This is a genomic window from Nocardia sp. NPDC060255 (assembly GCF_042727395.1).
GTDB lineage: Bacteria > Actinomycetota > Actinomycetes > Mycobacteriales > Mycobacteriaceae > Nocardia.
Window position 1 is genome coordinate 64,986 of the sequence record NZ_JBHXAU010000034.1, and the last position, 22,396, is coordinate 87,381.

Annotated in this window: 21 protein-coding genes; 11 read left to right on the top strand and 10 right to left on the bottom strand. The window is 67.7% G+C overall.

Annotated elements, in window-relative coordinates; all coding sequences use genetic code 11:
• Nucleotides 1-200: 200 nt before the first annotated feature.
• From aceA to ACFWF1_RS39550, 4 genes are all read left to right on the top strand, one after another.
• A complete protein-coding gene (gene aceA / locus ACFWF1_RS39535; protein WP_379284417.1) occupies nt 201-1,490 on the top strand; it encodes an isocitrate lyase in 1,290 nt (429 codons plus the stop codon).
• Nucleotides 1,491-1,685: 195 nt separating this feature from the next.
• The gene (locus ACFWF1_RS39540; protein WP_357385319.1) at nt 1,686-2,558 is read left to right on the top strand and encodes a 3-hydroxybutyryl-CoA dehydrogenase; all 873 of its coding nucleotides are present in this window, start codon (nt 1,686-1,688) and stop codon (nt 2,556-2,558) included.
• Between the two features lie 91 nt (nt 2,559-2,649).
• On the top strand, nt 2,650-4,953 hold the full coding sequence (metE, locus tag ACFWF1_RS39545) for a 5-methyltetrahydropteroyltriglutamate--homocysteine S-methyltransferase (protein ID WP_379284418.1): 2,304 nt from the start codon (nt 2,650-2,652) through the stop codon (nt 4,951-4,953).
• Between the two features lie 356 nt (nt 4,954-5,309).
• Nucleotides 5,310-6,938: a DEAD/DEAH box helicase gene (locus ACFWF1_RS39550; protein ID WP_379284419.1), complete on the top strand. Its 1,629-nt coding sequence runs from the start codon at nt 5,310-5,312 to the stop codon at nt 6,936-6,938.
• 61 nt (nt 6,939-6,999) lie between these two features.
• Here ACFWF1_RS39550 and ACFWF1_RS39555 read toward each other — a convergent pair whose 3' ends face one another.
• Both ACFWF1_RS39555 and ACFWF1_RS39560 read right to left on the bottom strand, forming a co-directional pair.
• Nucleotides 7,000-7,731 carry a ZIP family metal transporter gene (locus ACFWF1_RS39555; protein ID WP_379284420.1) on the bottom strand — a complete coding sequence of 244 codons (732 nt, stop codon included), beginning with the start codon at nt 7,729-7,731 and terminating at the stop codon, nt 7,000-7,002.
• 79 nt (nt 7,732-7,810) lie between these two features.
• Nucleotides 7,811-8,368: a TetR/AcrR family transcriptional regulator gene (locus tag ACFWF1_RS39560; RefSeq protein WP_379284422.1), complete on the bottom strand. Its 558-nt coding sequence runs from the start codon at nt 8,366-8,368 to the stop codon at nt 7,811-7,813.
• A gap of 95 nt (nt 8,369-8,463) precedes the next feature.
• Here ACFWF1_RS39560 and ACFWF1_RS39565 point away from each other — a divergent pair, with 95 nt between their 5' ends.
• Complete coding sequence (locus ACFWF1_RS39565) at nt 8,464-9,789, top strand: condensation domain-containing protein (RefSeq protein WP_379284423.1); 1,326 nt, start codon at nt 8,464-8,466, stop codon at nt 9,787-9,789.
• Here the strand turns inward: ACFWF1_RS39565 and ACFWF1_RS39570 are convergent.
• Both ACFWF1_RS39570 and ACFWF1_RS39575 read right to left on the bottom strand, forming a co-directional pair.
• Complete coding sequence (locus tag ACFWF1_RS39570; protein WP_379284424.1) at nt 9,758-10,984, bottom strand: AI-2E family transporter; 1,227 nt, start codon at nt 10,982-10,984, stop codon at nt 9,758-9,760. The two genes, ACFWF1_RS39565 and ACFWF1_RS39570, sit on opposite strands and share 32 nt — an antisense overlap.
• A gap of 53 nt (nt 10,985-11,037) precedes the next feature.
• Nucleotides 11,038-12,090: an NAD(P)-dependent alcohol dehydrogenase gene (locus ACFWF1_RS39575; RefSeq protein WP_379284426.1), complete on the bottom strand. Its 1,053-nt coding sequence runs from the start codon at nt 12,088-12,090 to the stop codon at nt 11,038-11,040.
• A 176-nt stretch (nt 12,091-12,266) separates the two neighbouring features.
• Between ACFWF1_RS39575 and ACFWF1_RS39580 the strand changes: the two genes are divergently transcribed.
• Nucleotides 12,267-13,355: a S1C family serine protease gene (locus ACFWF1_RS39580; protein WP_379284428.1), complete on the top strand. Its 1,089-nt coding sequence runs from the start codon at nt 12,267-12,269 to the stop codon at nt 13,353-13,355.
• Here ACFWF1_RS39580 and ACFWF1_RS39585 read toward each other — a convergent pair.
• Both ACFWF1_RS39585 and ACFWF1_RS39590 read right to left on the bottom strand, forming a co-directional pair.
• Nucleotides 13,352-13,918 carry a vitamin K epoxide reductase family protein gene (locus tag ACFWF1_RS39585; RefSeq protein ID WP_379284480.1) on the bottom strand — a complete coding sequence of 189 codons (567 nt, stop codon included), beginning with the start codon at nt 13,916-13,918 and terminating at the stop codon, nt 13,352-13,354. The genes ACFWF1_RS39580 and ACFWF1_RS39585 overlap by 4 nt on opposite strands.
• The gene (locus ACFWF1_RS39590; protein WP_379284430.1) at nt 13,918-14,694 is read right to left on the bottom strand and encodes a DsbA family protein; all 777 of its coding nucleotides are present in this window, start codon (nt 14,692-14,694) and stop codon (nt 13,918-13,920) included. The genes ACFWF1_RS39585 and ACFWF1_RS39590 overlap by 1 nt, the downstream gene beginning before the upstream one ends.
• A 191-nt stretch (nt 14,695-14,885) precedes the next feature.
• On the opposite strand from ACFWF1_RS39590, the gene ACFWF1_RS39595 reads away from it, so the two are divergent.
• Nucleotides 14,886-15,746, top strand: a complete 861-nt coding sequence (locus ACFWF1_RS39595) for an LLM class flavin-dependent oxidoreductase (RefSeq protein ID WP_379284431.1) — start codon at nt 14,886-14,888, stop codon at nt 15,744-15,746.
• Nucleotides 15,747-15,797: 51 nt separating this feature from the next.
• Here the strand turns inward: ACFWF1_RS39595 and ACFWF1_RS39600 are convergent, their stop codons facing one another.
• From ACFWF1_RS39600 to ACFWF1_RS39615, 4 genes are read right to left on the bottom strand one after another with little or no spacing between them, the layout of a single operon-like run.
• Entirely contained in the window at nt 15,798-16,646 is an 849-nt protein-coding gene (locus ACFWF1_RS39600; protein WP_379284433.1) for a polyphosphate kinase 2 family protein, read from the bottom strand.
• A gap of 30 nt (nt 16,647-16,676) precedes the next feature.
• Entirely contained in the window at nt 16,677-17,396 is a 720-nt protein-coding gene (locus ACFWF1_RS39605) for an ESX secretion-associated protein EspG (RefSeq protein WP_379284435.1), read from the bottom strand.
• A gap of 5 nt (nt 17,397-17,401) precedes the next feature.
• A complete protein-coding gene (locus ACFWF1_RS39610) occupies nt 17,402-18,040 on the bottom strand; it encodes a hypothetical protein (RefSeq protein ID WP_379284436.1) in 639 nt (212 codons plus the stop codon).
• A 29-nt stretch (nt 18,041-18,069) separates the two neighbouring features.
• Nucleotides 18,070-18,462, bottom strand: a complete 393-nt coding sequence (locus ACFWF1_RS39615) for a hypothetical protein (RefSeq protein WP_379284438.1) — start codon at nt 18,460-18,462, stop codon at nt 18,070-18,072.
• Nucleotides 18,463-18,629: 167 nt separating this feature from the next.
• Between ACFWF1_RS39615 and ACFWF1_RS39620 the strand changes: the two genes are divergently transcribed.
• From ACFWF1_RS39620 to ACFWF1_RS39635, 4 genes are all read left to right on the top strand, one after another.
• A complete protein-coding gene (locus tag ACFWF1_RS39620; protein WP_379284439.1) occupies nt 18,630-19,364 on the top strand; it encodes a GntR family transcriptional regulator in 735 nt (244 codons plus the stop codon).
• Nucleotides 19,365-19,450: 86 nt separating this feature from the next.
• Nucleotides 19,451-19,654 carry a hypothetical protein gene (locus tag ACFWF1_RS39625; protein WP_379284440.1) on the top strand — a complete coding sequence of 68 codons (204 nt, stop codon included), beginning with the start codon at nt 19,451-19,453 and terminating at the stop codon, nt 19,652-19,654.
• Between the two features lie 100 nt (nt 19,655-19,754).
• Nucleotides 19,755-20,999, top strand: coding sequence for a serine hydrolase (locus ACFWF1_RS39630; protein WP_379284441.1), 1,245 nt, complete (start codon nt 19,755-19,757; stop codon nt 20,997-20,999).
• A gap of 203 nt (nt 21,000-21,202) precedes the next feature.
• Complete coding sequence (locus ACFWF1_RS39635; protein WP_379284443.1) at nt 21,203-21,802, top strand: hypothetical protein; 600 nt, start codon at nt 21,203-21,205, stop codon at nt 21,800-21,802.
• The last annotated feature ends 594 nt before the right edge of the window (nt 21,803-22,396 follow it).

Consider the following 22,396-nt stretch of genomic DNA (forward strand, 5'->3'; position numbering starts at 1 on the left):
TCGCAGAGTTAGCAAACCGGGATCGAAACCTAGCTTAGATTCACATTAGCAACAGGTAGACGGCCATTTCGCATTGTGCAATCGTGTGGAAGTACACCCCATGGGCCTAGCAAGCCTGCAAATTGCCGCTCCAGCAGTTCGAGCTGTTTCACCGCTCGGCCGTGGGGCAATCGACTTAAAACGAGGAAGTGGAGTCAGAGATGTCGAACGCCGGCACCCCGAAGACCGCTGCGGAAATCCAGCAGGACTGGGACACCAACCCCCGCTGGAAGGGCGTCACCCGTAACTACACCGCCGAGCAGGTGTCGAAGCTCCAGGGCACCGTCGTCGAAGAGGCAACTCTCGCTCGTCGCGGTTCGGAGATCCTCTGGGATCTCGTGAACAACGAGGACTACATCAACTCGCTGGGCGCCCTCACCGGCAACCAGGCGGTCCAGCAGGTCCGCGCCGGCCTCAAGGCCATCTACCTGTCCGGTTGGCAGGTCGCCGGTGACGCGAACCTGTCCGGCCACACCTACCCGGACCAGAGCCTCTACCCGGCCAACTCGGTCCCGTCCGTCGTGCGTCGCATCAACAACGCGCTGCTGCGCGCCGACGAGATCGCCAAGGTCGAGGGTGACGACTCGGTCAAGAACTGGCTCGCCCCGATCGTCGCCGACGCCGAGGCCGGCTTCGGTGGCGCGCTGAACGCCTACGAGCTGCAGAAGGCCATGATCGCGGCCGGCGCCGCGGGCGTGCACTGGGAAGACCAGCTCGCCTCGGAGAAGAAGTGCGGCCACCTCGGTGGCAAGGTGCTGATCCCGACCCAGCAGCACATCCGCACGCTGACCTCCGCGCGTCTGGCCGCCGACGTCGCCGACGTGCCGTCGGTGATCATCGCCCGCACCGACGCCGAGGCCGCCACCCTGATCACCTCCGACGTGGACGAGCGCGACCGGGAATTCCTGGACGGCACCCGGACCGCCGAGGGCTTCTACGGTGTGAAGAACGGCATCGACCCCTGCATCGCGCGGGCCAAGGCCTACGCCCCGTACTCCGACCTCATCTGGATGGAGACCGGCGTGCCGGACCTCGAGGTCGCGCGCAAGTTCGCCGAGTCCGTCCGTGGCGAGTTCCCGGACCAGCTGCTGGCCTACAACTGCTCGCCGTCCTTCAACTGGAAGGCCCACCTGGACGACGCGACCATCGCGAAGTTCCAGCGTGAGCTCGGCGCGATGGGCTTCAAGTTCCAGTTCATCACCCTGGCCGGCTTCCACTCGCTCAACTACGGCATGTTCGACCTGGCCTACGGCTACGCCCGCGAGGGCATGACCGCCTTCGTCGACCTGCAGGAGCGCGAGTTCAAGGCCGCTTCCGAGCGTGGCTTCACCGCGGTCAAGCACCAGCGTGAGGTCGGTGCGGGCTACTTCGACACCATCGCCACCACCGTCGACCCGAACACGTCCACCGCGGCGCTGAAGGGCTCGACCGAAGAGGTCCAGTTCCACTGAGCCACCAGTGATTCGCCAAGGGAATGAGGTTCCCGACGTGAACACCGCTAACCCCCTGTAGGGGTGTACCGCCCTCCCTGCTGAACAGCCCCAGCAGGGAGGGCATCCCTATACCTTGGACCATCGAGGGGTCGCTCACACCAGAGCACACCCCCTCCAGCCACCGACTAGCCAGACCAACAGCAGGAGCGGGACGTGAGCAGCGAGAAGATTCAACGCGTCGGCATCATCGGTGCCGGACAGATGGGTGCCGGAATCGCGGAGGTGTGTGCGAGGGCGCACGTCGACGTGCTCGTCTTCGAACAGACCAGGGAATTGGCCGCCGCGGGTCGCTCTCGCATCCTGCGTTCGCTCGACCGCGGCGTCAGCAGCGGCAAGATCACCGAGCGCGAGCGCGAGCAGGCCGCATGGCGACTGCGCTTCACCTCCGACCTCAGCGACTTCGCCGACCGCCAGCTGGTGGTCGAGGCGGTGCTCGAGGACGAGAAGGTCAAGACCGCCATCTTCGCCGAGCTGGACAAGGTCGTCACCGACCCGTCCGCCGTGCTGGCCTCCAACACCTCGTCCATCCCGATCATGAAGATCGCGGTCGCCACCACCCAGCCCGAGCGCGTGGTCGGCATGCACTTCTTCAACCCGGTGCCGGTGCTGCCGCTGGTCGAACTGGTCACCACGCTGAAGACCAGCGAAGAGGTGTCCAAGCGGGCCGAGGCGTTCGCCGGTGACGTGCTGGACAAGCAGGTCGTCCGCTCGGCCGACCGCTCCGGATTCGTGGTGAACGCGCTGCTGGTGCCGTACCTGCTCTCGGCCATCCGGATGGTCGAGTCCGGCTTCGCCACCAAGGACGACGTGGACAAGGCGATGGTCTTGGGCTGCGCGCACCCGATGGGTCCGCTGGCGCTGACCGACCTGGTCGGCCTGGATACCGTCAAGTCGATCGCCGACTCGATGTACCAGGAATTCAAGGAGCCGCTGTACTCCGCGCCGCCGCTGCTCATGCGTATGGTCGAAGCCGGGTTGCTCGGCAAGAAGACCGGCGCGGGTTTCTACCAGTACAACCGGGCCTGAGCTCGTTTCGATCAAAACCCAGGCGCTTTAGCGTGCGGCGTCCGTTGTTCTCAGTGGGCGCCGCACAGCCATCGAAGGGAGCAGCGCGCTCATGGTGAACGTGACCGACGGCTACGGGTCGAGCATCCTCGGCTACCCGCGAATCGGGCCGCATCGAGAACTCAAGCGGGCACTCGAGGCCTATTGGCGCGGTGCGATTCCCCGCGCCGAATTGCTCGCGGTGGGCCGTGACATTCAGGAGCGGCAGTTCAACGAACTCGCCGCCACCGGGTTGACCCAGGTCCCCGGCAACACCTTCTCGTTCTACGACCACGTGCTGGACAACGCCCTGTTGTTCGGCGCCGTGCCCAAGCGGTTCGAGCAGTATCGCGAGGGACTGGACCCGCTGGACTTCTATTTCCTGATGGCGCGCGGCAATCCGGATGTGCCGCCGCTGGAACTGGTGCGCTTCTTCGGCACGAATTATCACTACCGGCAGCCGGAATTGGATGCCGACACCGAATTCTCGCTGCACCCCGAGGCGCTGCTGGACGAATTCGACCGGGCCAAGGAGCGCGGTATCGAGCTGCGGCCGGTCGTGCTCGGCCCGCTGTCGCTGTTGCTGCTGTCCAAGGCCGGCCAGATCCCGGGTCAGGACGAGTTCGACACGCTGAAGCTGCTGGACAAGCTGCTGCCGGCGTACGAGCAGTTGTTCGAGATCCTGGCCAAGCGCGGCTCGACCTGCGTGCAGCTGGACGAGCCCGCGTTCACCAGCGAGCGCACGCCCGCCGAGCTGGCCGCGTTCGAGGCTGCCTACCAACGACTTTCGAAGGCGCCGCTGCGTCCCCGGATGTTGGTCACCGGGCAGTACGGCGATTTCGGTGAGGCGCTGCGGATCCTGGCGGCCAGCAATGTGGAGGCCATCGGGCTGGACCTGTCCAGCTACCGGATCACTCCGGAGGACCTCGCGGAGATCCCCGGCATTCGGCGTAAGCGCCTGTACGCCGGGGTGATCAGCGGTCAAAACGTCTGGCGGGCCGACCGGCACGTCACGCTCGAGTACCTGAACCGGCTCGCGCAGGTGTGCCCGGACATGGTCGTGTCGACCGGGACGACGCTGCTGCACGTGCCCTACGACCTGCTCATCGAGTACGACATCCCCGGCAACGTGGCCGATCGGCTCGCCTTCGCGAAACAGAAGGTGGGCGAGGTGGTTTCGCTCGCCAAGGCGCTCACCGACGGCCCGTCGGAGGGCTGGCGCAAGCGGCCGACCGAGGTGCACTTCAAGCAGAAGCACGCGGTGCGGCAACGGGTTTACGCGGTCACGCCGGAAATGCGTACGCGCGAGCCCTATTCGGTGCGCCGGACGGCCCAGCAGGCCAAGCTGAACCTGCCGCCGGTGCCCGCGACCACGCTCGGTTCGTTCCCGCAGACCAACAAGATCCGGCAGGCGCGCTACGACCTCGGGCAGGGCCGACTGTCCTTCGACGACTACAAGAAGCGGATCGAAGCCGAGATCGAGGCGACCATCCGGCTGCAGGAGGACATCGGCCTGGACGTGCTGGTGCACGGCGAGCACGAGCGCAACGACATGATCCAGTACTTCGCCGAGCTGCTGGACGGCTTCGCGACCACTCACTTCGGCTGGGTGCAGGTGTACGGATCCCGGTGCGTGCGACCGCCGATCATCTACGGCGACGTGTCGCGGCCCGCGCCGATGTCGGTGGAGTGGATCAGCTACGCCCAGTCGTTGACCGACAAGCCGGTCAAGGGCATGGTCACCGGGCCGGTCACCATGCTGGCTCGCTCGTTCGTCCGGCAGGACCTGCCGTTGCACGAGACCGCGGACCAGGTGGCCCTGGCCATCCGCGACGAGCTGGCCGACCTGGAGAAGGCGGGCATCGCCATCATCCAGGTGGACGAGCCCGCGCTGCGCGAGATGCTGCCGCTGCGGCCGGAAGGCCGGGCGCAGTACCTGCGCTGGGCGGTCGGCGCGTTCCGGCTGGCCACCTCCGGGGTCAAGCCGGAAACCCAGATCCACACGCACATCGGGTATTCCGGCCGGGCCGAGGTGGTCGAGGCGATCGAGGAACTCGACTGCGACGTCACCGCGATCGTGGCGACTCGCTCGATCGAGTGGGTGGTCAAGGCGCTCAAGGCGGACAGCGGCACCGATCACGGGCTGAGTCACGGCGTCGGCCCCGGTGTGTACGAGAGCCGCTCGGCGCGGATCCCGGACATCGACGAGCTGGACGAATTGCTCACCGCCGCAGCGGAAGCCATCACGCCGGATCGACTATGGGCGAATCCGGACGGTGGGCTGAAGACGCGGCACTACTGGCAGTTGGAGCCGTCGTTGCGCAATCTGGTCGCGGCCGCGCGCCGGGTGCGCAGGCGCGCGCTCGCGAACGAGTAAGCGAACTACGTTGGCCGCCCCCTGTTTTCGCAGGGGGCGGTCTTCGTTCGCGCCGTGGCCTCGGGTCGCCGGCAGTGTCAGTGTGTGGGCTGTGCGACATCGGCGGTCATACCCTGTCCGAAGCGTCGTGACGTAACCCACTTGCGGACCTCTCGGTCTGAAGGCGAGGAATACTCGAGGTTGCGGTAGAGTTACCAAAGGCAAGCGTTGATCTTCACGCTCCCTCTCGATCCGTCGTGGATGTCTTACCTTTCGCGTCGGCGCCTCAGCTGGGTGTCATAACACCGAACGCACGGACCACCGTCCTGCGCAGCGCTGGGGTACACCCCGATGCCTGGAAGGCACACCCACCACATATGACAACCCCTGTTTCGAGCCCTGCCCCCACCACGTCGTTCGCCGCTCTCGGAGTCGGCGCGAAGCTGGTCGGCGCCCTCACGGCGAGTGGCATCACCGCTCCTTTCCCCATCCAGGCGGCCACGCTGCCCGACACCCTGGCCGGTCGCGACGTGCTCGCCCGCGGCAAGACGGGTAGCGGCAAGACGCTCGCCTTTTCCATCCCGATGGTCGACCGCCTCGCCGGCGGCGAGCAGCGTCCCGGCCGTCGGCCGCGCGGCCTGATCCTCGCCCCGACCCGTGAGCTGGCGACCCAGATCGCCGCCGCGCTGGAGCCGATGGCCACCGCCGCCGGGCTGAAGGTGACCACCATCATGGGTGGCGTTTCCCAGCACCGGCAGGCCAAGGCGTTCTCGGCCGGTGTCGATATCGTCGTCGCCTGCCCCGGCCGGCTCGAAGACCTGATGCGTCAGCGCCTGGTCTCGCTGCAGGACGTGCAGATCACCGTGCTCGACGAGGCCGACCACATGGCCGACCTCGGCTTCCTGCCCGCGGTGACCCGCATCCTGGCCGCCACCCCGAGCGGCGGGCAGCGGCTGCTGTTCTCCGCGACGCTGGACAACGGCGTCAACAAGCTGGTCAAGCAGTTCATGCGCAACCCGGCCAACCACTCCGTCGACACGGCGGACTCACCGGTGCCCGCGATGACCCACCACGTCTTCGAGGTCGGTGGCGTCGAGGCCAAGCGCGTCCTGGTGGAGACCCTCGCGGCAGGATCCGGGCGTCGAATCCTGTTCATGCGCACCAAGCATCAGGCCCGCAAGCTCGCCAAGCAGCTGAGCATGGTGGGCATTCCCGCGACGGATCTGCACGGCAACCTGTCGCAGGTGGCCCGCGACCGCAACCTGGCCGCCTTCACCAACGGCTCGGCCCGGGTGCTCGTCGCGACCGATATCGCGGCGCGCGGTGTGCACGTGGACGACGTCGAGCTGGTCGTGCACGTCGATCCGCCCGCCGAGCACAAGGCTTACCTGCATCGTTCCGGGCGTACCGCCCGCGCGGGCAGCTCCGGTGACGTCGTCACCGTCGTGCTGCCCGAGCAGCGCCGGGATGTGGCGGCGCTGCTGCGCAAGGCCAACATCAATGTCGCTTCCCAGCGGGTGACCGCCGATTCGGTGCCGGTGACGGCGCTGGTCGGTACTGTCGCGCCGCGGGTCGCGCCGAGCGCGGTGCCGGTGAGCTCGAATGCCGACACCCAGGGCAACCGCAACCGTCGTGGCGGTGGCGATCGTCGCTACAGCGCGCCTGCCGGGCAGGCCCGTAGTCGTGGCGAGCGTGGTCCGCGGGACGGCGCCGCTGCCGGTGGACAGCCGCGCACCCGCACTGCGCGTGGCGCCGATGACACCGCCTCGCGCGGTGCCGCCGGTGGTCAGTCGCGTGGTCGCGGTGGACGTGGTGCCGGTGACGCCGCACCGTTCGCCGGCGGTGGACAGCCGCGGAGTCGGAACGGTCGTGGCGGCAACGGTGCCACGACCCACGGCATTGACGGCGCAGGCCGCCCCGCGACCCGTTCCGCCCGCAGCGGAGCGCCGCGCACCCGCACCGTCGCGACCCGTGAGCAGGCACCTGCCGCTCGCGCCGGACGGTAGTAGCTCCATAGCTTGAAAGACCAAGGCCGTCTTCCTATTACGGGAAGGCGGCCTTCGTCGTTCAGTGATTGAGCGCGGCGACGCCCAGCATCAGCGCCGCGCCCGCCACGGTGCACGCGAGGGTGAGGCGGGACGGGTGCACGGCGTGCGCCTCGGGCAGGATGTCGGCGGTGGCGAGGTAGAGCAGGAAACCGGCGAAGTAGCCGAGGTAGAGGCCGACCACGCTCTGCGGGACGTGGATCAGCGTGCCGAGTATCGCGCCGACGACGGGGGCGATGGCGTCGAGGCCGAGCAGCGTCAGTGCCCGTTTGCGCGCGTTGCCGTAGAGGGTCGAGATGGTGAAAGTGTTGAAGCCGTCGGCGAAGTCGTGCGAGATGACCGCGATGGCCACCGCGGCGCCGACGGTGGCGCCCGCCTGATAGCCGAGGCCGATGCCGAAACCGTCCAGCAGGCTGTGAAAGATCAAGCCCGCCGCGGCGAGTAGGCCGACGGACTCGAAACCGTGTGTGTGCGTGCCGAATTCCTGCTCGTGCCCGGTGTGGATGGCGACCGCGCGCTCGATGACGTGGATGGTGAGAAACCCGACCACCGCGGTGATCAACGCGGCGGGCACGCCGAGCACGTGTTGGCTGGACTGTTCGAGCGCCTCGGGCAGCAGATCGAAGAAGACCACGCCGAGCATCACACCGGCGGCCAGGCCGAGCACCAGATGTTTGCGGTCGCCGATACGGACCGCGACGTAGCCACCGACCAGCGTGGCGCACATCGACACCAGCGCCAGCAGAATCGCCATCGTTCCAGCATGGGTGATCGGCACGGGCGGGAACGTTAGCACGGGCCGACGAGTTCGCCGGGCGGTCGCCCGGTGCCGGTCAGGCCGCGGCGAGCCCGGCGGCCAGCGCGCGCAGGCCCGCGGCGATGGTCTCGGCAGAGGGCGCGTTGGCGGGATCGACCAGCCATTGGACGAGCAGTCCGCCGATCATGGTCTGCAACACCGCGCCGATGGCGGGATCGGGCGTCGCGGTGTCGAAGACGTGCGAAAGCGCTTCGCGCGCTTGGCCTTGCGCGGTGCCGAGTTCGGCGCGCAGCTCGGGGGAGTGCAGCGCCTGCACGAGACTTTCGATATTGGCCGACCAGAGCAGCCGGTCCTCGGTGAATGAGGCGATCAGCCGCTGCAAGAAGGCGCGCAGGCGGGCGGCCGGATCGGCGGTGTCGTCGGCGGGCAGTGAGTCCAGGATCGCCTGTACCGCAGTGGCGCTCGACTCCATCATGGCCTGGCTGAGCAGTTTGTCGCGGGTGCCGAAGTGGTAGTTGATCGCCGCCAGGTTGGTGCCGGAGGCGGCCACGATGTCGCGCACGGTGGTGCGCGCGTAGCCGCGTTCGGCCAGGCACTGCTTGGCCGCGGCGAGGAGGTCGTCTCGGGTTCCCACCTCCGCACGATAGCAGCTGGGCATACGTGTGTTTGTGACAATCGTTTCATACATATGTTTGTGACAAGCGTTTGAAACGTGCGTATGGTCGGGGCATGACCGCACAGCGTCCCATTTCCCCCTTCGAAATCACGTTTTTCGGCACGGATACCAAGCTCGGCAGTGTGCCGACCGGTGGCATGCCGCTGTTCATCGGCTCCACCGTGCACGGCGTGCTCGACGCCGAGATCCTGCGCCGAGTCCTCGGCGAACTGGCTGCCATCCATCCGTTGCTGCGCAGCAAGGTGGTGACCGAGGCCGACGGCACGATGCACCTGCACCGCGACGACGACTATCGCCCGCTTCTAGATATCGCGGACGGCGACGAGGCCGACTATCTGCGGCTGGTGAACGGCCCGCGGGACTGGACCGACGGGTTGTTCCGTGCCCAGCTGCTGCGTGCGGGTGAGCGTCAGCAGCTGGTGTTGATCATCCATCACGGCATCTCCGATGGCCGATCGGCTTTCGCGCTGCTCGCGGAGTTCTGGCGGCGCTACACCGCGCACCTCGCGGGAAGGCCGCTGCCGGTGGACGATTCGGACCAGTCGTTGCCTGCGGCGATGGATACCCGTCTCGCCGAGGTCTTTTCCGAGGCGGAGGTGGCCGAGTTCCTGGAGCTCGTCCGCGCGAGTGTGACGATGATCGACCCGGCGGCGGCGCCGCGGCAGCTGCCCGACGACGGGGACGGCCGCGGTGCTGATCCGCTCGGACGATTCGCGGTGCGGCGCATCGAATTGGATGCCGCCGAAACCCGGGCGCTGGTCGATTCCGCTCGCGCGCACGGCATCTCGGTCAACAGCTTGCTCACCGGCGCGGCACTGGTAGCGTTCCGTACCCAGATCGACCCGGCCACCGGTGCGCTGCCGATGATCTGCGGGCACGCGGTGGACGTCCGCGGCGAGCTGACGCCGCCGGTGCCCGCGAACACGATGGTGAATTTCGCGTCAGGCGTCGGCACCGCGGCGGAGGTCGACCCGGACCACAGCCCGATCGGCCTCGGTCTACTGGTGACGGCGGGCATGCAGGCCGCAGCCGAACGGCACGAAGCGGGCCGATTCCCACTGGCCGCGCAGCGCGTCACGGATGCGGCGACGGCCGCCGCGTTTGCCGCCGCGCCCACCCTGGCCATCTCCAATATCGGCCGCCTGCCCGCACATTCAACGCCGGCGGGTATCCGGCACGTGCGCGACGACGTCTTCGCGATGGGTCCGGGCATGCCGCCGAAGCTCACCGTCTTCACGGTCGGCGACCGGCTCACCATTCAGGTCGAGCACGACACCGCGCAGCACAGCCGGGGGCAGCTGGAGAAGGTCACGCTGGCCCTGATCGAGCAGATCCGCCGCTGTGCGACTACTCGCCTTTCGGCCGATCTGCGCCGGTGAACCGAATAGTCAACTGGCGAGCCCACTTTCGATGAGGCTTCGGCGGTGCCGGTGGTAGCGGTGCGTCGTGGTCGACATCGGTTTGCACCTCGTAGCGCCGGACGTAGGCCCCGGCGAAGGCCTGCACGGTCGCGGTGACCGGAATGGCAAGCAGCGCACCGGTCGCGCCGAGTAAGGCCGCGCCCGCCAGTACCGCGCCGAAGGCGACGGCCGGGTGCATGTCCAGGGTGGTCGCGGTGATTCTCGGTTGCAGCACATAGTTTTCGAACTGCTGGTACACCACGATGAAGCCGAGGATCCACAGCGCGTCGGAGGGGCTGTGCACCAGCGCGACGATGACCGGCAGCGCGCCGGCCAGGTAGGTGCCCACCGTCGGGATGAACTGCGAGACGACGCCCACCCACAGCGCGAGCGCGAAGGCCGACGGCACATCGAGCACCCGCAACGCGACATAGTGCGCGATGGTCGAAGCGAGCGCGAGCAAGCCGCGCGAGTAAATGTAGCCGCCGGTCTTCTCCACCGCGATATCCCAGGCGCGCAACACATGTCGCTGCTTGCGTGGCGGCAGCAGCGAGCACACGGCGTTGCGGAAACGCGGGCCGTCGGCGGCGAAATAATAGGTGAACAGCAGCACGCCGAGGGACTGGAAGACCACCCCGACCGTCTTGGTGCCGATGTCCCAGGCGTTTCCGGCCGCGCCCTCGAGATACTTGCTCCAGTTACTGGTGTATTTCTCGATGTCGGTGCCGGACAGGTTCGTCTTGAAGGTGCGGTTGATCCAGTCGATGCCCTGGTCCGCATACTGCGGCGCGTTGTTGACCAGGGTGGTGACCTGATCGATCAGCAGCGAGCCGAGCGCCCAGAAGAAGCCGACGACGACGGTGGCCAGGACGAGAAAGACCACCCCCGTGGCGAGTCCGCGCTTCATCCCGCGGCGCGCGAGCGCGTTCACCGCGGGCTCGATGGCGAACGCCAGGAACAGCGAAACCAGCAGAATGGTCAGCAAGCCCTGCAACCGGGTCAGGGCCCAGAACCCCGCGAACAGCCCGGCCACCGTCGCCGCGGCGAGCAGGAACGCCCGCAGCAACCACGGCGGCGGACCGGTCGTCATCTCCGCGGTGACCACGGCGTCGCCGCCGGCCGCCGCCGGTGCGTCGGTGGGCCGTGTCGCGCTGTCGTCTTCATCCGAGGCCACATCGCCAAACGTACCCACGTCGGGGCGGGTCTACCGGTCAACCCGCCAGGCACTTACATCGTGGACACGTCGATGACGAAGCGGTAGCGGACATCGCTGGCCACCACGCGGTCGTAGGCGCCGTCGATCTCGTCGGCCGAGATCACCTCGATCTCCGCGCCGATGCCGTGCTGGGCGCAGAAGTTCAGCATCTCCTGGGTTTGCGCGATGCCGCCGATCGATGAACCGGCCAGCGAGCGCCGAAAGCCCACGAGGGTGAACGGCTTGACGCTGATCGGGTTTTCCGGAAGCCCGAGGAGCACCAGGGTGCCGTCGAGATTCAGCAGCTTCATGTAGTGATCGATCGGCAGATCGGCCGAGACGGTGTTGAGGATGAGGTCGAACTTGCCGCGCAGTTCGCGGAAGGTCTCCCGGTCGCTGGTCGCGTAGTAGTGGCTCGCGCCGAACAGCTTGCCGTCCTCCTGCTTGCTCAGCGAGTGACTGAGCACGGTGACCTCCGCGCCGAGCGCGGCCGCGATCTTCACCCCGACGTGCCCGAGCCCGCCCATGCCGATGATGGCGACCTTCTTGCCCGGCCCGGCGTTCCAGTGCCGCAGCGGGGAGAACAGGGTGACGCCCGCGCACAGCAGCGGCGCGGCCTGGTCGAGCCCGATCCCCTCGGGGATGCCGACGACGAAGTTCTCGGTCACCACGATCTGGGTGGAGTAGCCGCCCATCGTGTATCCGTTGGCCTGGACCGCCGGATCGACGGTCGTGTTGTAGGTCATGGTGGCGCCGCGGGTGCAGTACTGCTCCTCGTTGGCCAGGCACGGACCGCATTTCCCGCAGGAATTCACCATGCAGCCGACGCCGACGCGGTCGCCGACCTGATATTTGCTCACCTCGGACCCGACCGCGGCGACCAGGCCCGCGATCTCGTGACCGGGCACCACGGGATATTTGGTGCCGCCCCACTCGTCGCGGGCGGTGTGAATATCGGAATGGCAGATGCCCGCGTATTTGATGTCGATCAAGACATCGCGCGGACCGAGGTCCCTGCGCTCGATCGTCACCTTCTCGAACGCGCCGTCAGAACTGGATAGGGCGTACGCGGCAGCAGTTGTCATGCATACATGCCTACCGCCGCATGCCACCACATGCCAAACCCGACGCATAACGGACCCGACTGAAATTCGGACACGCGGGTATTTCGGCGGTGATCGGCCGCCATCCGGACCGTTTTCTGATCTACGGTGAAGATCTCCGGCCACAATGGAATTCGCAGGCATCGAGGCGGAGAACAATGAATGAGCATCGGTTTGGTGGCCGCGCGCTGGCGTTGATCGTCGCCGCGCTGCTCGCCGTGGCCGGATTCCTCGGTTATCGGGGTGAGTTGCCCGGGTGGCAGATCGGGGCCAGCGAGGTGGCCGCGCCGATCGTCGAGCCCGCGCCGCCGCCGCTCGATCCGGTGGCCGTCGCCGCCGTCGTCGATCCGGCGCTGGTGGATGTCAGCGCCTCGACCAAGCCGTTCGGGCTCGGCGCGGCCGGGTCCGGCATCGTGCTCACCGCGGACGGTCAGGTGCTGACCAGCCATCACGTGGTCAAGGGCGCGGACACGGTGACCGTCACCGATGTCGGCAACGGGCGCGAGTACGACGCCGTCGTGCTCGGTTACGACTCCGACGCGGATATCGCGTTGCTCGCGCTGTCCGGCGCGGCGGGGCTGCCGACCGCCCGCATCGGCAGCTCGGCCGACGCGCGGGTGCGCGACCAGGTGCTGGCGATCGGCAATGCGGGCGGTGTCGGCGGCACGCCTACCGCGATCCAGGGCACTCTCACCGATTTGGACAGCACGATCGTCGCGCTGAATTCCGCCGACCTGTCCCGCAAGCCGCTCACCGGCATGCTCGAGGTCGCCGCGGCGGTCACCTCCGGGCAGTCCGGTGGGGCGCTAGCCGACCGCGCGGGCGCGGTGATCGGGGTGATCGCCGCCGCGTCGGGCGATCCGGCGCGCGCGGTGAGCAGGCCGCCGAACGGGTATGCGGTGCCGATCGATACCGCGATGCGGGTGGTCCGGCAGATCCGCTCCGGGACGCCGACCGAGACCGTGCACATCGGCCCGACCGCGACCCTCGGCGTGCTGACCACCGACGCGAAAACCGGTGGGGCACGGATCGATATGGCGATCTACGGACAACCCGCCTACGCGGCCGGGCTGACCCACGGCGAGGTGATCACGTCGGTGGACGGGCACCCGATCACCTCGGCCCGGACCTTGCACGCCGCCATCAACGTGCACAAGCCCGACGACACGATCCAGCTCGAAATCCTCGACCCCGCGGGTGCCCGCCGCACGGTCACCGTCGTGCTCGCGCTGGGCACGCCGAACTAGACCAGCGACAGCCAGTAATCCTGGAACCGCAGGAAGATCAGCAACAGCACCACCGCGTAGAACAGCGCGACGATCGTCCACCGCCACTCCGCGAGTATCCGCAGCGGGCCGCGTGACCCGCCCCAGAGCTGATCTATGACCACCGCGAGCAACGGGGTGATGATCGCCCACACCACCATGCAGTACGGGCACAGCGCGTTGATCCGGTACAGGCTCTGGAAGATCAGCCAGCCGACGAAACCGACCCCGAGTAGCAGGCCGAGCAACAGCCCGCCCCAGATCCAGCGGGGGAACCCGATCCCGGCCACGGACAGCACCGCGAGGGTGACCAGCACGGAGAAGCCGACGACGCCGATGAGCGGGTTCGGGAACCCGAAGACCGCGGCCTGCTTGGTCACCATCACCGAGCCACAGGACAGGATCGGATTGATGCTGCACGAGGGGGTGTAGCCCGGATCGGTGAACAGCTTGAACCGTTCGACGGTCAGCGCCACCGCGGCCAGCCAACCCGCCAGGCCGCCGAGAAGCAATATCCAGGCGGCCCGGGGCGGGGCGGCGACGATCACTGCGCCGCGGCGGCGGCGATCACCGGTGCGAGGCCGCCGGGGCCCATGAGCTCCTGGCTCGACTGGATCTGCTTGCCGTTGACGAAGACCGACGGAGTCGACTTGATGCCGCTGTTGAGCACCTCATCGGTGCGGGCCTGGATGTACTTGTCGTACTTCACATCCGTGATGCAGCTCGCCACCGAATCCGGGTAGCCCGCTTCCTTGGCGATCTGGGCCAGCTTGTCGTTGGTCAGGCCGGCGCCGCCCTCGGCGGGCTGCTGGGCGAACATCGAGGTCAGCCAGGCCATGTACTTGGTCGGGTCCGCCTCGGCGACGCAGTACGAGGCGTTCGCCGCGCGGGTCGAGTAACGGGTGGTCGACGCCTTGTCCAGGAACGCGATCACGTTGTATTCGACCGCGATGGTGCCGTTCTTCACGTTGTCGTCGAGCACCTGGGAGTTGGCCGCCTCGAAGCCCTTGCAGGCGGGGCACTGCAGGTCGGCGACGACCCGGACGGTGGTCTTCGCACCGGGCTTGCCGATGCGGATCGAGCCGTTGTCGGTGACCGTGCCGGTGATGCCCGAAGCGTTCTGGTTCACCTCGGCCGGAATCGCCGGGCTCGCGCCGGGGTCGTCCTTGCGGGCCTTCTTCACCGCGACACCGATGCCGATCGCCGCGATGAGCGCGATCAGTACGGCGGCCACCGCCACCTGGATGAAGATCTTGCGGTTGCGCTCGCTGCGATCCGCCGCCAGCAGCGGGTTCTTCTTCCCACCCGGGTTCTTGCTCACCGTGCGTTCACCACGCCTTTCGCTCGACTGCCGGTACCTGCCGCCACGATGGTAGAGCCGGAAACCGAACCCCGCGTGATCGGGCCACGGCCACATCATCCTGGGTGAACCTGAGAGATTCCGAAATATCGGGCACAGACGCGGTCGTGGGGATCGCCAGGGTGTCGTACCCGCCGGGTAGGAATGGTCGGGTGACTGTCCTCGGTGCCGTATTTCGTCCGCAGAATCCACCCGAGCGGCTGCGTGCCGCGGTCCGTGTCGCGGAGGAGGCCGGGCTAGAGCAGTTGTGGCTCTGGGAGGACTGCTTCCTGGAGAGTGGAATAGCCAGTGCCGCAGCGGCTTTGGCGTGGAGCGAGCGGTTGCGGGTCGGCATCGGGCTGCTGCCGGTGCCGCTGCGGAACGTGGCGTTGACCGCGATGGAGGCCGCCACCCTCGACCGGCTGTTTCCCGATCGGGTGCTGCTCGGCGTCGGGCACGGCGTGCAGGACTGGATGGGTCAGGTCGGTGCGCGGGTCGATTCCCCAGTGACATTGCTCGGCGAGTACCTGGATGCGTTGCGTGCGTTGCTCGCAGGCAAACGGGTCAGCACCGACGGCCGCTATGTGCGGCTCGACGACGTGGCGCTCGATTGGCCGCCGCTCGCGCCGCCCCGGATCTACGCCGGTGCGCGCGGGCCGCGCTCGATTCGGCTGTGTGGTTCGCATGCCGATGGGACGCTGCTGGATTCGATCACCGACGCGGACGGTGTGCGTGCCGCGCGGGTGCTGATCGACGAGGGACGTGCCGCGGCCGGGCGGACCGATGAGCACGTGGTGGTCGCGAATCTGCTCGCGGTCACCGGCCCGGACGCCGCGGCGCGGCTTGCCGCGGAGCGGACGCCGCAGCACGCACCGGGCGCGGGCGTCGCGGGTGACGCGCACGCCGTGGCCGACGCCGTCCACAAGCTGGCCGACGCCGGCGCGAATACCGTGATCATCCAGCCGGCCGCGGACGAGCCGGACCCGGCGGCCTTCCTCCGCTTCGTCGCCGAGCAGGTTCGCCCGCTGGTGTAAAAGGCTCGCGCCCAACGGAAATCGGTGGCGGCGGGGGCGCCGCTACCGAGCTCAGGCGTCGGCGAGGCGGCGCTTCTGCTCCTCGACGTCGAATTTCGCCTCGGGCCACTCGAGGTCGAGACGCTCCAGCGCGTCGATCAGCAGTTCGGTGATCGCGAGGCGGGAGAACCACTTCCGATCGGCCGGGATCACCTGCCACGGGGCGTAATCGGTGTTCGTGCGGTCGAGCATGGCCTGGTACGCCTCTTGGTAGGCGGGCCAGTAGGCGCGCTCGTCGATGTCGGACGGATTGAACTTCCAGTACTTGTCCGGTCGTTCCAGCCGCTCCATCAGCCGCTTCTTCTGTTCGTCGAGCGAGACGAACATGGCCGCCTTCACCACCGTGGTGCCCTCGTCGACGAGTTCGCGCTCGAAGGCGTTGATCTCGTCGTAGCGCGGCTCCCACTCCTCCTTGGGGACGAGGTTGTGCACCCGCACCACCAGCACGTCCTCGTAGTGCGAGCGGTCGAACACGCCGAGCTGGCCGCCGCGCGGCAGCGCTTTGCGGATGCGCCACAGGTAGTGGTGGCGCTTCTCCTCGTCGGTCGGCACGCCGAACGCGTGGTGGTCGACGCCCTGCGGGTCGACCGAGCCGATGACGTGCCGCACGATGCCGCCCTTGCCCGCGGTGTCCATGCCCTGCAACACCAGCAGCACGCTGCGTGAATCACCGGACCGCCCGTTGGCATAGAGCCGCTCCTGCAGCGCCGACAACACCTCGGTGCGTTCGGCGAGCAGTTCCTGTCCGGCCGCCTTGTCGCCCTTGAAGCCGGGCGTGCCGGAGGTGTCCAGGTCAGCGATCCGCAATCCATCGGCTTTCAGGGCCTCGGTGGCCGGAACAGACCAGCGCTTCTTCGCCATCTCCCACAACTACCACAGCGGGGACCCCGCTCAGCGGATGTGCGCGAGACTGATCAGCTGGGCCGCGAAGTCGTCGTCGGAGACCGGGGTGAGGATGAGGTCCTGGGACGTGGTCAACAGGTAGCGCCCGTCGCCGGTGAAATCGAGCCAGGTGCGATGGCGGGTGGGCGGTGACATCGGGTTGTCGGGTTCCACCGTGACGGTCAGGAAGCCGCGCCCGTCGACCGGCTTGCGCAGCGTCTGCCGGAAACGGGCGGCGCCGCGCTGTCCGTTGGTGCCGAACGGCTCGGTGCGCTCCTGGCTGAGCACCGCGTCCTGCGGTTCCCGCATGGTGCCGAGCTTGCCCGCCGGGGCCGGGCCGATGATCTGCACCAGCCGCTCGCCGACCTGACGGGCGTGGCACATCAGCACGGTCACCTTTTCCGGGGTGGCGACCAGGATGCCCGCGTGATTGTGCACCACCGCGGCGTAGGCCAGGATGCGCTCGGTGTCGGGCCCGGAGCCGTTGCGCGGCGGCGTATTCCGGTCGCCGGAGACGGTGATGGTGGTCGCGTCGGAGCGGCCGCACAGCATGAGCGCGGCGGCCAGGTCGGGATCGGCCTGGCGGGCGAAGCGCTGCGGCAAACGCAGTGCGGCGTACTCGGATTCGGTGCGCACGGTGGCGGCGGGCACCATGTTGACCGGGTAGGGCCTGCGGTCGAGGCTGGTTTCGTTTTCCCAGACGTGCGAGAACTCGTCCGGGGTGAGCACCCATTTCACTGTGCGGCGCCCCCGTTGCCCGCGGGGGGTGGTCCGTCGGGTGGTGGGGTGAAGCGGGGCACGTGGTTGCCGGTGGCGGGCATGGTCGGCAGGTAGACGTAGGTCATGGTGTCGCGGACATCGGCTTCGATATCGGCCGCGGCGCTGTCGTGCGCCATCCGCCGTTTGCCGCCGTAGACCGCCTCGGCCGCCGGGTCGTCCAGCGGCCGGTAGGGTAGCGGCGGCGGGATGGCGCCCCGGATCGTTTGCGCGGCATCGCCATTCAACTCCATCAAGCGCGCGACCGCGCGGCAGACCTCGTGTGCGGCGGTACCGGCGAGGACGAACTCCCTGGTGGCTCGCAACGCGGCGTCGGCGGCGCGGCCGGACCAGTGCGCGAATTCCCGGTTGGCGACGTCGGAAAAGGCCTGGAACGCTTCGGCGAGCGCGTTCGCGTTGGCCTGCCAGGCCGCCGCCGTCTGGCCGAGCGCGGCCGGGTCGAGCGCCTCGTGGACGAGGTCCCAGATCTCCTGGTGGCTATAGGAGCCGAAGCGTTCGCGATCCGGCGCGTAGACGGGATCGGTTGCACCGGTGCGTAATCCGGCCAGCTCCCGGCGGATCGTCTCGGCGGCCGCGCGGGCCGCGGAATCTGCCATGGCCGCCCCTCAGCCGTCGCCGTGCGGAATCATCGGGCCTCTAGGTGCTCGGCGACCAGGTCGATGGCGGCCTTGTTCGCGGCTTCGGCATCGGCGAATCGCTTGCCCGCCGCCAGATATGCCGCCTTGAACAGCAGCGCGGTCTCCTGGAAGGCCGCCAGGGTGTCCAGGTATTGCCTGCCCTTGTCGTCGAAGCCGCGGGTAAGGCCTTGTCCGCTGGGCAGATTCGGGAATCCGGTCACGTCGGTGACGAGATGTCCGGTGGCCATTGCCTGATGCAGGTCCTCGACCAGCTTGTCGCAAGCGGCAGCGAGGTTTTCGGCGACGTCGGGTGCCAGCTCGAAGGGCTGGCCGGGGCCCGTGCCGGTGGCCGCCGCGTACAGTTGCCTTGCCGTCCCCTGCCCGGTGTCCGGTACCGCCATCTGGAAACCCCCTCTGCTGGTCCAGTCCCTAGCGCCGTACTCGGTTGGGCACTCTACCGGGCGGTAAGGCCTGCCGGGACCTGGATGGCCGCGCACTCCCGCTGTGATGTGAGGCACGATTGTTACACTGACCAGTGGCCTGAGCGGTACGCGCAGAGAGGCGACCGGTGCCCGAATTCGACGAACTGCTGCCGAAATATCTGCGGATATCGGGGCACCTCCGCGATCGAATCGAGCGCGGTGAGCTGGCACCCGGCGACGAGGTCCCGTCCGAGCGCGAGCTCGCCACGCAGTGGCGGGTGGCCCGGCCGACCGCGGCCAAGGCGCTGAATACGTTGCGGCAGCAGGGAATTGTGGAATCGCGGCGAGGCTCCGGAACCTATGTGGTCGATCGGGCCGACGGTCCGGCCATCCGCGATCGGGTGCCGAAGTACGGATCGGCCTTCGCCGAGGGCGCGTCGGTGACCGTGCTCGAGGCCGTGATCGTCGCCGCTCCCGACCAGGTCGCCGAGGTGCTCGGCCTGTCGAAGGGGAGCGCGGCGCTGATGCGGAAGCGGTTGACCGGCAACGGATCTCGCGTCACCGAACTGGGTACGTCCTGGTTCCCGAGCGAGCTCGCCGAGGTCGCGCCCCGGCTGCTGCGCGCCGAGCGACTGTCCGACGGGACGCTGCGCTACCTCGAATCGGTGACCGACCGCCGGGTGGCCTATCTGCGTGAGCGGGTCGGCGCCCGGCTCGCCACCGCCGACGAGCGGCGCCGGCTCGCGCTGGCCCGGCCGGCCGCCGTGCTGGTCCATCAGCTCACCGTGCACGCCGCGGACGGCACGGTGATCCAGCTCGACGAGATCGTCCACCCGCCGGATAAGTGGACGTTCCAAAAGGAACATTCCAGCAGGTCATAGCCACTTTTTCCGCATTGACACCCGTGCGCGAAGGGTGGCATAGTCCGCACATCGACAGTGGCATAGGCCAACGGGTGGGAGGTTCGATGTTCGAGCAATTGACCATCGGTAGCTGGGTGATCGTCGACGAGCAATGCTCGGTCCGGCTCGCACCCGTCCATCGAGACGAGTACCTGACGTTCGTCTTCGACAGCAACGGAAACGAATTCGAATTCGCCGTCGCGCCGGCGATGTTGCGGCGCATGGCCGAGCTCGCCGCGGCGCCGTCCGTGCCGGACGATCCGGACTGATGCCGGGTGTTCCGAGGGCCTGCGCGCCGCGGACCGAGTCTGCGGCCAACAGGCCTTTTCTCTCATCCTGATCTCAGCTCGAGGTCGATATGCTGGGCAAATGAGCGCACTTCCGAGCACGCTGGTGACGGTTGCCGAGGATGTGGACTCGGTGACGACGATCGGCGCCGAGGACGATCCGGCGGCGGCCGGGGTGTCGGCGCCCGAGGTCGAGGCGCTGTGGGAGTCGGTGCGGGACTGGTACCGGCTGGGGACGACGCCCGCGATTCAGGTGTGTCTGCGGCGCAACGGGAAGATCGTGCTGAACCGGGCCATCGGGCACGGATGGGGGAATGCGCCGGGGGACAGGGCGGATGCGGTGAAGGTGCTCGCGACGCCTGAGACGCCGTTCTGTGGTTTCTCCACCGCCAAGGGCGTTGCGGCGGCGCTGATGTTCCTGCTGATCGAGCAGGAGGCGTTTCGGCTCGACGATCCGGTGTGCCAGTACATTCCGGAATTCGCCGCCCATGGCAAAGAACGGATCACCATCGGTCATGTGCTGTCGCATTCGGCGGGCGTGCCGTTTGTGACACCGCCCTATAAAGGGTTCGAATTGGTGGTCGACGAGGAATTGGCCGTGCGGGGATTGGCCGACCTGGTGCCTAGTTGGCCGCCGGGCCGGTTCCGTATTTATCACGCGATGACGAGTGGGCTGATTCAACGGCTGCTGGTGCAGCGGGCTACCGGAAAACGGATGCGCGAACACCTCGCCGAGCAGGTGCTCGAGCCATTGGGGTTCCGCTGGAACAACTTCGGGGTGCGGGCCGAGGACGTCGACCAGGTGGTGGCCGGGGTGAAGACCGGGCCGGGGCCGTCGCGCATCTCGAAGTTCCTGGCGCGCAAGGCACTCGGCGGCGGGATGGGCGGGGCGATCTCCGACGCCGCGACCCGGAGCTTCCTCACCGCCGAACTTCCGTCCGGCAACCTCGTCACCACGGCGGCCGAGTTGTCGCGCTTCTACGAAATCCTCAGCCGCGGTGGGGAACTGGACGGCGTGCGGATCATGCGGGCAGACACGCTGCGTGACGCGATACAACCGGCGAACCGCATACCCGGCCTGGCCGGACGGGTGAGCCGAGCAGGCTTCGAACTCGGCGGCCGCCGATCGAAGTTCGGACGCAACACCCAGGCGCACTTCGGCCGCAGCGGACTGACCACCCAGTACGGCTGGGCCGACCCGGCCCGCGGCCTGTCCGGTGCCATCCTGACCAGCGGCAAGGCGACCACCGACACCCAGCGGCCATGGCAACTCGTCGCGCAGATATCCGACACCATCGAGCCGACCGCCCAGCCGACCTGGCTATGAATCACCGGTAGTCGCGCACCGTTTATGCGAGCGCATAAACGGTGCTCAGCGGTGTGTTTGCCGCCCTAGTCGTGACCGGTGTTTCTTTCAAGCCCCAAAAAGTAGGTAGTCGGGAAAGTCACTGTCGTGTATCGAAATTGGACATTTCACCGATAGGGGATTCGAGTGCGGTGAGCGCGCTCCTTTCTCGATGGAGGTCGAATATGTCGCAGTGGAGAAGACCGCGCACGGTGCGGCAGTCGGTCATGCTGGCCGCCGTAGCCGCAACGTTGGTGCTCGGCCCAGCGACACTCGTCATCCCCGCATTCGCAACCCCCGATCCGAGCCCAGCCACGCCCGCCACCGTCGCGCCGATCACCACGGCCCCTCCGATCACCACCGCGCCTCCGATCACCACCGCGCCGCCAGTGACCACCGCGCCCCCGGTGACCACCCCTCCGGTGACGACCCCACCGGTCACCACCGAACCGCCGATCACCACTCCGCCGGTGACCACCGACCCATCCACCCCCACCTTCCCCAAACCCCAAGATCCCGACGACGGCTACGGCCCCGACGGCTTCGACATCTACGGCTATGACCGATTCGGTTACGACCGAGCCGGTTTCGACCACTGGGGCTACGACCACTCCGGCTACAACCGCTCCGGCTACGACAAATGGGGCTACGACCGCCAGGGCTACGACGCCCAGGGCTACACCACCAAGGGCTGCGCCCGCACCGGCGAAGACCGCCCCGACGCCGACCACGCCGCCTGCGACCTACGCCGCGCCCGCCCCGCCACCGGCAGCGCAGGCAGCTAACCCAAGCCCACCGCACGTCATTGAACCCACAGAGGTTCCACACGCCTCACAGCGACTACATACTCTGTGAAGCGTACGGATACCCTGTGCCCCTCACCGAGCCACGCCATAGACGTGACCAAGCGACAGATAGGTAGCCTCCGCACATCCTCAATTCTCGTCTCGCATACCCTGGCCACACTGCTAAGTACGCGAAAGAAGAAGCAGGAGTGCGGAGAACGCGCGCGACGCCACGAAGTAGTCGCAGCCAAAGATCTGCGCACTCTCTCGGGACCTGCACTGGCTTTAGGGCCCTATTCCGAGTGCTGATCCCGAGAGTGAGTGCAGATCATGGGGACACCGGCTCGGAGTGCACCTGGCGGGTGTGGATCGTGCACCGAAACCGGCGCCGGGCATCTCGCGGGTTTGATCGGCCACCGAAACCACCGCCGACCACCCCGCTCTTCTCCGAAGCGCTTGTGACGCAACCACAGCCAGGTGACCACCTCGGGAACGTGACATCGCGCACCTGACGTGCACCTAAAGTCGGGTACGGCACACGACGTGCCCAGCACTACTCACAAGAAAACATGGGATCAGGTCTTCAGCTCACTG

What these genes read in the sequence shown, in the direction of transcription:
- aceA (WP_379284417.1), top strand. Translation starts at nt 201, where the DNA reads ATGTCGAACGCCGGCACCCCGAAGACCGCTGCGGAAATCCAGCAGGAC.
- metE (WP_379284418.1), top strand. Translation starts at nt 2,650, where the DNA reads ATGGTGAACGTGACCGACGGCTACGGGTCGAGCATCCTCGGCTACCCG.
- ACFWF1_RS39550 (WP_379284419.1), top strand. Translation starts at nt 5,310, where the DNA reads ATGACAACCCCTGTTTCGAGCCCTGCCCCCACCACGTCGTTCGCCGCT.
- ACFWF1_RS39555 (WP_379284420.1), bottom strand. Translation starts at nt 7,731, where the DNA reads ATGGCGATTCTGCTGGCGCTGGTGTCGATGTGCGCCACGCTGGTCGGT.
- ACFWF1_RS39565 (WP_379284423.1), top strand. Translation starts at nt 8,464, where the DNA reads ATGACCGCACAGCGTCCCATTTCCCCCTTCGAAATCACGTTTTTCGGC.
- ACFWF1_RS39575 (WP_379284426.1), bottom strand. Translation starts at nt 12,090, where the DNA reads ATGACAACTGCTGCCGCGTACGCCCTATCCAGTTCTGACGGCGCGTTC.
- ACFWF1_RS39580 (WP_379284428.1), top strand. Translation starts at nt 12,267, where the DNA reads ATGAATGAGCATCGGTTTGGTGGCCGCGCGCTGGCGTTGATCGTCGCC.
- ACFWF1_RS39600 (WP_379284433.1), bottom strand. Translation starts at nt 16,646, where the DNA reads ATGGCGAAGAAGCGCTGGTCTGTTCCGGCCACCGAGGCCCTGAAAGCC.
- ACFWF1_RS39610 (WP_379284436.1), bottom strand. Translation starts at nt 18,040, where the DNA reads ATGGCAGATTCCGCGGCCCGCGCGGCCGCCGAGACGATCCGCCGGGAG.
- ACFWF1_RS39615 (WP_379284438.1), bottom strand. Translation starts at nt 18,462, where the DNA reads ATGGCGGTACCGGACACCGGGCAGGGGACGGCAAGGCAACTGTACGCG.
- ACFWF1_RS39625 (WP_379284440.1), top strand. Translation starts at nt 19,451, where the DNA reads ATGTTCGAGCAATTGACCATCGGTAGCTGGGTGATCGTCGACGAGCAA.
- ACFWF1_RS39630 (WP_379284441.1), top strand. Translation starts at nt 19,755, where the DNA reads ATGAGCGCACTTCCGAGCACGCTGGTGACGGTTGCCGAGGATGTGGAC.
- ACFWF1_RS39635 (WP_379284443.1), top strand. Translation starts at nt 21,203, where the DNA reads ATGTCGCAGTGGAGAAGACCGCGCACGGTGCGGCAGTCGGTCATGCTG.